This is a genomic window from Mycobacterium gordonae (genome assembly GCF_017086405.1).
Lineage (GTDB): Bacteria > Actinomycetota > Actinomycetes > Mycobacteriales > Mycobacteriaceae > Mycobacterium > Mycobacterium gordonae_D.
The window spans coordinates 3,116,506-3,129,115 of the sequence record NZ_CP070973.1 but is presented as its reverse complement, the minus strand read 5'-3'; the positions used below and the strand labels follow the sequence as shown (position 1 = coordinate 3,129,115).

At 68.4% G+C, this 12,610-nt stretch carries 6 protein-coding genes and 1 riboswitch; of the genes, 2 read left to right on the top strand and 4 right to left on the bottom strand.

Annotated elements, in window-relative coordinates:
* Positions 1-292 precede the first annotated feature (292 nt).
* The 4 genes from JX552_RS13345 to JX552_RS13330 form a co-directional block, all read right to left on the bottom strand.
* A complete protein-coding gene (locus JX552_RS13345) occupies positions 293-523 on the bottom strand; it encodes an Rv1535 family protein (RefSeq protein WP_205877837.1) in 231 nt (76 codons plus the stop codon).
* A 273-nt stretch (positions 524-796) separates the two neighbouring features.
* Positions 797-966, bottom strand: a riboswitch (M-box (ykoK) riboswitch).
* A 175-nt stretch (positions 967-1,141) separates the two neighbouring features.
* Positions 1,142-2,260 carry an NAD(P)H-dependent flavin oxidoreductase gene (locus JX552_RS13340; protein ID WP_205877836.1) on the bottom strand — a complete coding sequence of 373 codons (1,119 nt, stop codon included), beginning with the start codon at positions 2,258-2,260 and terminating at the stop codon, positions 1,142-1,144.
* 17 nt (positions 2,261-2,277) lie between these two features.
* The gene (locus JX552_RS13335) at positions 2,278-2,859 is read right to left on the bottom strand and encodes a carboxymuconolactone decarboxylase family protein (protein WP_205877835.1); all 582 of its coding nucleotides are present in this window, start codon (positions 2,857-2,859) and stop codon (positions 2,278-2,280) included.
* A 9-nt stretch (positions 2,860-2,868) separates the two neighbouring features.
* Positions 2,869-4,620, bottom strand: a complete 1,752-nt coding sequence (locus JX552_RS13330) for an AMP-binding protein (RefSeq protein WP_205877834.1) — start codon at positions 4,618-4,620, stop codon at positions 2,869-2,871.
* 206 nt (positions 4,621-4,826) lie between these two features.
* Here JX552_RS13330 and pks2 point away from each other — a divergent pair, with 206 nt between their 5' ends.
* Positions 4,827-11,027, top strand: coding sequence for a sulfolipid-1 biosynthesis phthioceranic/hydroxyphthioceranic acid synthase (gene pks2 / locus JX552_RS13325; RefSeq protein WP_241011130.1), 6,201 nt, complete (start codon positions 4,827-4,829; stop codon positions 11,025-11,027).
* Positions 11,028-11,093: 66 nt separating this feature from the next.
* Positions 11,094-12,533 carry a condensation domain-containing protein gene (locus tag JX552_RS13320; RefSeq protein ID WP_205878420.1) on the top strand — a complete coding sequence of 480 codons (1,440 nt, stop codon included), beginning with the start codon at positions 11,094-11,096 and terminating at the stop codon, positions 12,531-12,533.
* Positions 12,534-12,610 lie beyond the last annotated feature (77 nt).

The following is a 12,610-nucleotide window of genomic DNA, read 5'->3' as shown; positions in this document are numbered from 1 at the left end:
CGAACGCCGCGGTACCACCCCGCTTGCCACGCTGACGCGTGACCACTCGCAAGGCTGTGACGGGCCTGCCCGTTCGGTTCTACTGGGCCGGATCGGCTGTTCTTCCGAAAGCTCCCCGGTGATGGCCGGATCGACGCTGGTGTGTTGATTCTAATTGCGATCGCAAACCCGGCGAAGCCGGGTGCAGCGGGTCGCAACCATCGAGCGGGACTCCGAGGGGTGGGCCGGCCGCAGGACACTCCCTGCGGTCGGCTAACCCCTCGGAGTCCCGAGTTTGTCGCTGTCCATGGCCTTATGCATGAACCTCGAGCACACCAATGCGCCACAGCGCGGCGTACATGTGCCGCAGCGGGATGTTGAGCAGTCGGGCGGCGCCGGCCACCAGCGGGTCGCCGCCAGCGGCGAGCACCTCGTCGGTGCGGCGGGCCTTCTTCGGCGCGGGGGCGGGCGGAACGTCGCGCACCACGTGCAGCTTGGGCGCAGCGGTGACGGTAACTACTTCGTCGTACAGGGCAGCGGTCATGATCGCCTCCTCGGACTGAACGTTGACAGGTGGACCTCAAAAGAATCTTGGGAAGTCCCGTCCCACAACGATTCCGACGTGGAGTCTGGCTGAGAATCAGCCGAGAGTGTCGCGCCGAAGAATGGTCAGGGACGAAACATCGCCCGGATATCGACCCGGACTACCACTGGAACTCATGCGTCCCTCACCTCCTCTCGGTCGCGATCCCACGCGACTATTCGCGTGATCTGCTGCGCACACGTAGGAGAACAGAATGCCGGCGACCGCCGGTAATCCGCACCCCTCTCGTCAGAGCTTCGGCACTACCCGACGTGTCCGGTAAACCGGAAGCCACCTGGGCTCAACCCTTAAGCCGGGAGGAGCTGTCCTGACCCGGGGCGTCTTTCGACGTTCGGGGTCAGTGGCCTGTGTTCGTGTAGCCGCCTCACCTAACGAGGTGCTTGCTTGACCGATCATGCACGACTGACGGGCCGTGGTCAACGCGGCACCAGCCAGTTGGCCCATCTTTATGCTTTCGCTACGGACGCCCACAGCCTTTCCTCAGAAATACAGCCTCTGAGCTGGGCAAACTGCCACCGCTTGGTGGCGATGTCCAGGTTAGGTTCCGCTATGAGTTCGCTATGTCACATCGGTGAGCCGACCGATGGTGTCGATGTACTCCTCGACCATGTCGAGCACCACCGCACGGGTCGGCCGGACCCGATCGAGCGAGCCGACCACCTGACCGACGAAGTACGTCGCCAGCTCGCGTGCCTGGGCGCCGGGGTGGGCGGCGGCCTGGTTGATCCGTACCTGGGAATCGGTGATCAGCGCCGTCTGCAGAGGCATGCCCAATGGATCAGGTGTGTCCGGTCGTTCCCATTCCTCGGTCCAGGCGGTGCGCAGCATGCGGGCCGGTTTGCCGGTCATCGACCGGGACCGCACCGTGTCCGACGACGTCGCGGCCAGGAATTTGTCTTTCACCACCGGCGCGGTCTCGGCTTCCTCGGTGGTCAGCCACACCGATCCGCACCACACCCCTTCGGCGCCGAGGGCCATTGCGGCCGCGATCTGACGGCCCCGGGCGATCCCGCCTGCCGCCAGCACGGGCGTAGGCGCCACCGCGTCCACCACTTCGGGAACCAGCACCATGGTCGCGACCTCACCGGTGTGCCCACCGGCCTCGGTGCCCTGCGCGACGATCAGGTCGACCCCCGCCGCCGCATGCCGGCGTGCGTGCTCGGTGGTGCCGGCCAGCGCTGCCACCAGCACGTCGTGGCTGTGCGCCCGCTCGACCAGGTCCTGCGGAGGCGGCCCCAGCGCGCTGGCGATCAACCGGATGTTGTGCGCGAAGGCCACTTCCAGTAGCGGTTCGTAGCCCTTGGGTGAGATGTTGAGCCCACCCCTGACCGCCTGCTCCTGCTCGGCATGTGGCGCAACGCCGTAGCGCGTCAGGATCTCCTCGACGAACGCCCGGTGCTCGGCGGGCAGCAGATCCTGGGCCTGCCGTGAGTTGACGCCGCCGGTGTCGGCGCCGACGTATTTCGGTGGGAGCAACAGGTCAACCCCATAGGGCTTGCCGTGCGTCCGCTCCTCGATCCACGTGAGCTCGCTCTCGAGCCGCTTCGGGCTGTGGGCGGTCGCGCCGAGTACCCCGAAACCTCCCGCATTGGTCACCGCGGCCACCACGTCGCGGCAGTGGCTGAAGGCGCAGATCGGAAACTCAACGCCGAGCATCTCGGCAACTCTGGTTCGCATGCCGCCGACGCTACGCCTCAGCAATGGGATGACGAGGGCGCCCGGCCGTCGGGCGGCCACCCGGCCACACCGTCTTCCAGCGGAACCTGCAGGCTCCGCAGAATCGACGCAACCATCCGCCACGCGCCGATCACACTGACCAGCTCGATGAGAACTGTTTTGTCGCCGCCGAATTCGCGTTCGCAGGCATCCCAGCTCGCGGCACTCACGGCGCCGTCCCGCACGACGTCGTCGGCCGCCGCCAGCACTGCCCGCTCGGTCGACCCGAACCCGTTGTAGCCCTGCCAATCCCGCACACCCACCAGATCTTCGGCAGACACGCCCAGTCGGGAGGCCACTCGCCAGTGCTGAGTCCACTCGTAGTCGCATTCGGTGAGCCACCCGATCCGCATGATCACCAGCTCACGCAATCTGCGGTCGAGGGCGCCGTGCCAGAGCATGGTGGCGAGCAGGTCGTTGAACACTCCGGCCAATCGCGGATGGTTCAGCAGCGCCTGGAAAATGCTGAGCTCCGCCATATAGTCCGGCACGCCCGCTTCATCGGCGGCGGCCTTGGCCTCGTTGACGGGAAGCAGCGGAATCCGGGCGGCCGTACTCATGCCGGCCCGTCAGACGTCCAACCGCGAGAATGCCTGGTCCTCGTACATCTGCACGGACTGCTGGCGGCGGATCTTGCCGCTGGTGGTGATCGGTATCGACCCGGGTGATACGAGCACCAGGTCGGCAACGTTCAGGCCGTGCGAATCGAAGATGGCGGCCGTGATGTCCCGTTTGAGCACACCGAGCCGCTCGGCCAGATCCTGCGCCGACTCCTCGCTCTTCTGCTTGACCTCGACGATGGCGGCCAGCTTCTCGACACCGTCCTGCGGAACGGCGATCGCGGCGCACCGGCCCGCGCTGATCTCCTGGATGGTCGCCTCGATGTCGTCGGGAGAGTGGTTGCGTCCGTAGACGATCAGCAGATCCTTGATTCGTCCCATGATGAAAAGTTCGCCGTCGGAGAAGAATCCGGAATCCCCGGTTCGCAGCCACGGGCCCTCGGGGGTTCCTTCGGACGGGTTGACGATCGTCGCACCGAAGGTTCCCGCCGTCGTCTCCGGCTTCTGCCAGTAGCCGGACGCGACGTTCCCGCCCTGCACCCAAATCTCGCCGACCGTGCCCTCCGGGCACTCGCTGCGGGTGTCGCCGTCGACAATGCGGATGAGTTGCGATTTCGGCACGCCGTAGCTGACAAGCGGTGTGCCGCTACCATTTTCGACCCGGACCGCCTGGCCGTCCGGCAGCTTCTCGGAGTCGAAATAGACGATCTCCGGGGGCTCACCGACCTTGCGGGTCTGGATGTACACCGTCGCTTCGGCCATGCCGTAGGCCGGCCGCAGCGCCTTGGCGGCGAATCCGAATCGGGCGAACCGGTCGGCGAATCGCTTGAGCGTCGCCGGTTGTACCCGCTCGCTGCCGTTGAGGACGGTGTGCACACCGACGAGATTCAAGCCGGCGAGGTCCTCGTCGGATGTCTTGCGCACGGCGATGTCGAACGCGAAATTCGGTCCGGCCGAGATGGTCTCTCCATACCGCGCCATCAGCTGCGGCCAGCGGGCCGGTCGCTGCAGGAAAGCCACCGGGCTGGTCAGCACCGTGCGGCGGCCGGCCAATATCGGCATGATCGCTCCGAGTAGCAGACCCATGTCGTGGTAGAGGGGCAGCCAGGACACCACGTTCATGTCCGCGGGCGGCACGCCCCCTTCGTGGACGAAGAAGTCCGCCATGATCTGCTCGAAATTGGCGAACACGTTGGCGTTGGAGACAGTGACGCCGGCCGGGGTGCGGGTGGAGCCGGACGTGTACTGCAGGTACGACGTTCGCGAACCCTCGTCCGCAACGCGTTCCGGCCGGGAAGATTTCGGCCGCGAGTCGAGGTCGAGCCGATCGACTTCGAGGATCGCCGGTGGGTTCTCCCCCGCCTGCGGCTCGACGCACTCCTTGACGTTGCCGATGGCCGCCGACGTCGTCAGGATCACCGATGGCGCGGTGTCACCCAGCACCGAGATGGTCCGCTCGTCGTGGGCGCCGCCGTAGGGCACCGACAACGGCACCCCGATGAAACCCGCTTGCAGTGCGCCGAGGAAACCGACGACGTATTCGAGTCCCTGCGGCGCCAGGATCAACGCCCGGTCACCCGGCGAGCCGTTCTGCTTGAGCTGCTCGGCGATGTTGAGCGTGCGGCGGTGCAACTGCGCCCAGGTCAGCGTCTCTTCGACGCCTTCCCAATCCTGGTCGTAGTTGATGTAAGTGAGCGCCGCACCGCTCGGATTCAGACTCGCGCGTTCACGCAGCACGGCAGGGATAGAAGAGCCAACCACGGGATCGCACACTACCCGCCGGAGGACGACCCACGTGGTCCGTATCGCCGAAGTCGAACCGGCCGGCCTGTCGAGAGCAACCGGGACGTCGGCGCGTTGCTCCCGTGTCGGCGGGCCCTGAACAGGGAGGATGTCCTCGAACGCACTCCGTAAGAGATGAGACGACCGTGGAGCAGCGACAGGTCACGGCGGTGGCCGTCATCGGGATGGCATGCCGCCTGCCGGGCAGCATCGACTCACCGGAGAAGTTGTGGGACGCGCTGCTGCGTGGCGACGACCTGGTGACTGAGGTTCCGGCCGACCGCTGGGACGCCGACGATTACTACGACCCCGAACCCGGCGTGCCCGGCCGGTCGGTGTCGCGCTGGGGCGGTTTCCTGGCCGACGTCGCGGGCTTCGATCCCGAGTTCTTCGGCATCAGCGAGCGCGAGGCGACCGCCATCGACCCCCAGCACCGCCTGCTGATGCAGACGTCGTGGGAGGCAGTGGAACAGGCCGGCGTGCCGCCGAAATCACTCGCCGACTCGCTGACCGGGGTTTTCGTCGGCATGTGCCACGACGACTACGCCCACGTGACCGACGCCGCGGGCGCGCTGGGCGACGCCTACGGGTTCACCGGCACCGCGTTAAGCATGGCCTCCGGCCGGGTGTCGTATGCGCTGGGTCTGCGCGGCCCGTCGATCACGGTGGACACGGCATGCTCGGCGAGCCTGGTCGCCGTTCACCTGGCGTGCCGCAGCCTGCACGAGCGGGAGAGCGACCTGGCCCTGGCCGGAGGCTGCACGGTGATGCTTGAACCGCAGCTGTTCGCGTCCGCGTCCGGCCAGGGCATGTTGTCCGCGACCGGGCGCTGCCGGAGCTTCGACGCCAACGCCGACGGGTTCGTCCGGTCCGAGGCCTGCGCCGTGGTGCTGCTCAAGCGCCTGCCCGACGCGCTGCGTGACGGCGACCGCATCCTGGCGGTGGTGCGCGGCTCTGCGATCAATCAGGACGGCCACACCGACACCATCACCGCGCCCTCGGGGCGGGCACAAGTCCTGGCCTACCGCTCGGCGTTGGCGGCGGCCGGCGTCGACCCGGACACGGTCGGGATGATCGAGGCGCACGGCACCGGCACCCCGGTGGGTGACCCGATCGAATTCCGCAGTCTGGCAGAGGTTTACGGCGCCAACGGGAACGCGTGCGCCCTCGCATCGGTCAAGAGCAATCTCGGCCACACCGAGGCCGCTGCCGGCGCGGTGGGAATGGTCAAAGCCATCCTGTCACTGCGACACAGCGTCATACCGCCGATGGCACACTTCACCGGGCTGCCCGACGAGCTTGCCGCCGTCGAGACCGGACTGTTTGTGCCACAAACGGTTACGCCGTGGCCCGGCGGCTCGACCCCCCGACGGGCGGCGGTGTCCTCGTACGGCATGTCGGGAACCAACGCGCACGCGATCCTCGAGCAGGCGCCGGACACGACCACACCGTCCGAGAACGGACCCGAGGCGGTGCCGCGACTGTTCGCGCTGTCGGCCACCTCGCCCGGGGCGTTGCGGCAGACGGCCCGGCGGTTGGCGGACTGGGTGGCGGAGAAGCGGCCGCCCTTCTGCGACCTGGCCTACACGCTGGCATGTCGGCGCGGACACCGGCCGGTCCGACGAACGCTGATCGCCGACAGTCATGACGAATTGGTCCGGGCTCTGCGCGAATTGGCCGCCGGTGACGACCCGCCGGCGCAAGCGGTCGGACTCGACGACCGCGGACCGGTGTGGGTGTTTTCCGGCCAGGGCTCGCAGTGGGGGGCGATGGGTGCCGACCTGTTGGCCGCCGAACCGGCCTTCGCGGAAACCGTCGCCGCCGCCGAGCCGTTGATCATGGCCGAATCCGGTTTCTCGGTGACCGACGCCCTCGCCGCACCGGAGACGGTGACCGGCATCGACCGGGTGCAACCGACCCTTTTCGTCATGCAGGTGGCACTGGCCGAGGCGATGCGGGCACACGGCGTGCGTCCCGGAGCGGTGATCGGCCATTCCCTCGGCGAGGTTTCGGCCGCCGTAGTAGCGGGCGCGTTGTCACTGGAAGACGGGGTGCGGGTGATCTGCCGGCGATCTCGGCTGTGCCTGAAGCTGGTGGGCGCGGGCGCGATGGCGGCGGTGGAACTGCCCGCTCAACAGGTCCGGGAGGAACTGGCCCGGCACGCCGTCAAGGACGTATTGATCGCGGTCGTCGCGTCCCCGCAGTCCACCGTGATCGGCGGCGCGACCCGTGCGGTGCGCCAGCTCGTCGCCGCGTGGGAGGAGCGCGACGTCCTGGCCCGCGAGGTCGCGGTCGACGTGGCCTCACACACTCCCCAGGTCGACCCGATCCTCGACGAGCTGACCGGGCTGCTGGCCGAGTTGAAGCCACGCACACCCCGGCTGCCCTACTACTCGGCCACGCTGTTCGACCCGCGCGAGAGTCCGCCGTGCGATGCCCGCTACTGGGCGGATAACCTGCGCCACACCGTGCGGTTCTCCGCCGCCGTCAAGGCCGCCCTGCAGGACGGCTTCCGGGTGTTCGGGGAGCTCTCCCCGCACCCGCTGCTGATCCGCGCGATCGAGCAGACCGCCGCGGGCTTGGACATGCCGGTGGCGGCGATCGCGGCGATGCGACGGGGCCAGCGCGATTCGCACGCCTTGCTCCGCCTGGTCGGCCAGCTACACAGCGCGGGCGCCGCTTCCGATTTCGGCCAGCTCAATCCGCCCGGGCAGCTGGTGGACGCGCCGCTGCCGGCGTGGACCAACCGGCCGCTGCTCCTCACCGCGGCCCAGTCCGCCGCCCATACCGAAAGTGTTGCGGCACAACCGCTTCTCGGTATGCACGTGCGGCTGATGGAGGAACCGGAGCGGCACGTCTGGCGCAGCGACGTCGGTATCGCGGCGCTGCCGTGGGTGGCCGATCACCAGATCAACAGCGTGCCCGCCCTGCCCGGAGCCGCCTACTGCGAGATGGCGCTGGCCGCCGCCGAAACCGTTCTCGGCGAGTGCGGGGAGGTCCGCGACATCCGCTTCGAGGAGATGCTGCTGCTGGATCACGAAACCCCCGTCGGCGCCGTCGCGACGGTGCAACGGACCGGCGAGGCCGGTTTCGCGGTGCACACCGACACTGGTGGTGAGAAGACGCGGCGGGCCGTTGCGGTCCTGCATTCGACCGCCGAGCCGCCACCGGCCACCCACGACATCGACGCCCTGCTGGCCGCACATCCCCGCCGCCTCGAGGGTGACCGGCTGCGGGACTGGTTCGGGCGCCGCGGCGTGACGTTCGGCCCCGCCTTCACCGGCCTGCTGGCGGCGCGGGTTGCCGAAGCTGCGGTGGGCACCGTGCTGGCCGAAGTCGACGTACCCCGCGCAACGCGCCGGCAGCACGCCGGATATGTCGTTCACCCCGCGTTGCTGGACGCGTGTTTCCAGTCGGTGGCGGCTCACCCCGCGATGCGCGCCGCAGGCAACGGGGGCCTGATGCTGCCGCTGCGCATACGCCGACTGCGCGCCCACCGCGGCACCGGCCACCGGCCCCGTGTCCCCCGCTACTGCTACACCACCGTGACGTCCGGTGGCAGCAACGTCGAAGCCGACATCGACGTGATGGACGAGCACGGCACGGTGCTGCTGGAGGTCCGCGGTCTGCTCATGGGAACCGGCTGCCCCGAGGGCGCAGAGCGGGACCGGCTGCTGGACGAACGTCTGGTGGGCATCGACTGGCAGCGGCGCGAATTACCCGAGCCAACCACAGCGCCCGGGAAGTGGTTGGTGGTCAACACTTTCGATTCGTCGGCGACCGACCTGGCCGCGGCACTGGCATCGGCTGGTGCGGCCTGCGCCACGCTGGACTGGACGCGCGAGCATGCGGCCCTGCGCACCATGCTGGCCGCCGGCGGGTTCACCGGCGTGCTCGTGGTTGTCGGCGCCGCTGGGCCCGACCCGCACGACATCGGTGCCGTCCGTGAGTTGGTAGGCATCGCCCGCGAACTGCTCGACGTCCCCGGCGAAGCGCCGAGGCTGTACGTGCTGACCAGGAACGCCCAGGTCGTGCTCGCCGACGACCCGGTCAACCTCGCTCACGCCGGCGTGCGGGGTCTGCTGCGGGCGATCGGCGCCGAGCACCCCTACCTGAACCCCACGCACATCGACGTCGACGCGCTCGTCGGCCCGGACAAGGTCGCACAGCAACTCCTGGCCGGCTCGGCCGAGGACGAGACCGCCTGGCGCGGCGATCGGTGGCTGACCGCGCGCCTGTGCCCCGCTCCGCTGCGCGCCGACGAACGCGTGCGCAGGGTAATCGACCATCGCCGCGTCGGTATGCGGCTGCAGGTCCGCACGCCAGGGGATCCGGAGACGATCGAGGCCGTCGAGGCCGGCCGTGTCAGGCCGGGCCCCGGACAGATCGAAGTCGCGGTCCACGCATCCAGCGTCAATTTCGCCGACGTGCTGACGGCTTTCGGCCGTTATCCGTCCTTCGGCGAACAGCAGCCGCACCTCGGATCGGACTTCGCCGGAGTGGTGACCGCGGTCGGGCCCGACGTCACCTTGCCCCGGATCGGCGACCGCGTCGGCGGGATCTCACCGAACGGTTGTTGGGCCTCGTTCGTCACCTGTGACGCTGTGTTGGCCGCACCGCTGCCGCCCGAGTTGAGCTGGGGCGACGCAGCGGCGATCAGCACCGCATCGGCCACCGCCTGGTACGGCCTGCACGACCTGGCCAGGGTCAGAGCCGGCGACAAGGTGCTGATCCACTCGGCCACCGGTGGTGTGGGCCAGGCGGCGATCGCGATCGCCCGCGCGGTCGGCGCCGAGATCTTTGCCACCGCCGGGAGTCCACAACGCCGGGACATCTTGTACGACATGGGGATCGACCACGTCTACGACTCGCGCGGCACCGAATTCGGTGCGCAGATCCACTGCGACACCGATGGTTACGGCGTCGACATCGTGCTCAACTCACTCACCGGGGCCGCCCAGCGCGCCGGTCTGGAGCTGCTGGCCTTCGGCGGTCAATTCGTCGAAATCGGCAAGCGCGACATCTACGGCGACACCAGGCTCGACCTGTTCCCCTTCCGGCGCAATCTGTCACTGCACGCCGTCGATCTGGGCCTGCTGGCGAGGACGCATCCGCATCGCGTCCGAGCGCTGTTGGACGAGGTGTACCGGCGCACCGCTGACGGATCGCTACCGAGGCCGCAGCGCATCCATCACCCGGTTGCCCACGCGGCCAGGATCATCCGGATGATGAGCGCCGCCGAGCACACCGGCAAACTCGTCCTCGACATGCCGTCCACCCCTGGCACGGTGATCGTTCCACCCGAACAGGTTCGGGCCTTCCGCGCCGACGGTTCTTACATCATCACCGGCGGTCTCGGCGGCCTCGGACTGTTCCTCGCCGAACAGATGGCCGCCGCCGGTGCCGGGCGTATCGTCCTGAGTTCCCGGAAGGGACCGAGCCGAAAGGCCTCGGAAACAATCGAACTGGTCCGCGCCACCGGCGCCGACGTGGTGGTGGAGTGTGCCGATATCGCAGCTCCGGACACCGCCGGGAAGCTCGTCGCCACGGCGACGGCAACCGGCCTTCCGTTGCGGGGGGTGTTACACGCGGCCGCGGTGGTGGAGGACGCGACCCTACCCAACATCACCGGCGGACTGCTGGAGCGGGACTGGGCGCCAAAGGTGAACGGCGCGTGGCATCTGCATCGGGCCACCGCCACGGCGCCACTCGACTGGTTCTGCGTTTTCTCTTCTGCAGCAGCATTGTTGGGTTCGCCGGGACAGGGCGCATACGCTGCGGCCAACAGCTGGCTGGACGGCTTCACCCACTGGCGTCGCGCGCAAGGGCGTCCCGCCACCGCGATCGCCTGGGGCGCATGGGCGGACATCGGCCGCGGCGCAAGCCTGGCCGACAGCGGCGACACCACGATGATCGCTCCCGACGAGGGCGCACACGCATTCAAAACCCTGCTGCGCCATACCCGTTGCTATTGCGGTTACACCCCGACGACCGGTTCGCCATGGCTTGCCGCCTTGACGGAGCGCTCGGCGTTCGCCGAGATGTTCACTGCAATGTCCGACAGGGCTGGCAGCAGCGGCCGGCGGCGCCAGGACCTCGACCGGTTCCGGGCCGGGCTGGCGGAGTTGGCGCCCGACGAATGGCCAACCCAGCTGAGACGCTTGGTGTCCGAGCAGGTCACCATGATCCTGCACCGCGGCGTCGACCCGGATCGGCCGTTGTCGGAGTACGGACTCGATTCACTGGGAAATCTGGAACTGCGCACCCGGATCGAAACGGAGACCGGAATCCGGCTGCGCTCCACCGATATCACCACGGTGCGCGGGCTGGCCGATGTGCTCTGTGACAGGGTCGCGCCCACGCCTGACGCTCCGGTGTCAATGTGAGGATGCACGGTCGACACGAAATACCCTGATTTGTCGGCACTTCGGACAGGAGCGGACGTGGTTGTGATGGGCCATCTGGGGCTCGGGACAGTCAGGGACTGGATCCCGCCTTCCGGTGTGGTCTGGCTCTGGTCCCCCACTGCGGGTTCGCTGGACAAGGCGCGGCAGGCGCCCGCGAGCGAGGTGCCGCCGAGCTACATCCAGGCCCGGCATCTTCGTGGTTTTCATCGACAACACCGCCGCGGCCTGGATATGTCCCGCCTGCTGGTCATCGCCTTCGACATCCCGGGCGAGTGCGACATCCGGGCGATGACGTACGTGTTCACCGCGCACCTGCGCCGGCACGACACCTATCGCAGTTGGTTCGAGTTCAGCGGCGACCCGCAAGCCGAGCGCATCGTCCGGCACACCATCGCCGATCCCGCCGACATCGAACTGGTCGCCGTCGAGCGCGGTGAGATGACACCGACGCAGTGGCAAGACCATCTGCTGGCCACCCCGAGTCCACAGGAGTGGGACTGCTTCAGGTTCGCGATCATCCAGCGCGACGATCATTTCACTGTCTGCATCAGCGTCGACCACCTGCACGTCGACCCCATGTTCATCGGCACGGTCTTCGGAGAGATTCGCGCGATGTACAACGCGCTGATGGACGGTGACGGCCCGATCGCACTCCCCGCGCCCGGCAGCTACGCCGACTACTGCCTGCGCGAGCGCGCCTACACCTCCGCACTGACCCCGGAGTCCCCGGAGATTCGCCAATGGGTCGAGTTCTTCGAGTACAACGACGGGTCGCTACCTACTTTCCCGCTGCCACTGGGCGACACCTCGCTGGTGACCGGCGGGGAGCTGCTATCGGTGCGTCTGATGGACGCCCAGCAGACGGCCCGCTTCGAAACCGCGTGCACCGCAGTGGGCGCCCGGTTCAGCGGCGGCGTGTTCGCCGTCGCCGCCCACACCGAGTACGAATTGACCGGCTCGCGCACCTACTGCGCCGTGACGCCGGTCGGAACCCGCAGCAGCCCCGCCGAGTTCCTGACCACCGGCTGGTTCATCGGCCACGTTCCCTTCGCAGTGCCGGTCGGCTGCTCGTTCGGGCAAACCGCCCGCGACGCCCAAGCCGCCTTCGACGCGAGGGCCCACCTGGGCAAGGTGCCATTCGAGCGGGTGCTCGAGCTGGCGCCCTGGCTCAGCACGCCCGCTGCCGAGCGCGGCTTTCCCATGCTGTCGTTCCTGGACGGCGGCCTACCGCCCCTCTCGGCGGTCGTCTCGACCCAGTTGAACGCGATCAACACCCGAGCTTTCAGCGACGGCCGGATCGCGGCACGGGTCTGCTTGTGGGTCAACAAGTTCGACGCCGAGACTACGGTGACCGCGTCGTTTCCCAGCAACCCGATCGCCTACGAGTCGGTCTCCCGTTACCTGGACACCATGAAGTCGGTTTACCTGCGGGTGGCCGAGGGCCGCGAGCTCGCGCCGTTGCGCGCCACCGCCCGTCTGCGCTAGCGGCGGCGGGGCCGGCCGACCCCCTGCGCCACCAACGGTCGGCGCGGGCTGTTCGCCATCGCAGGCCGGGGAAGAGC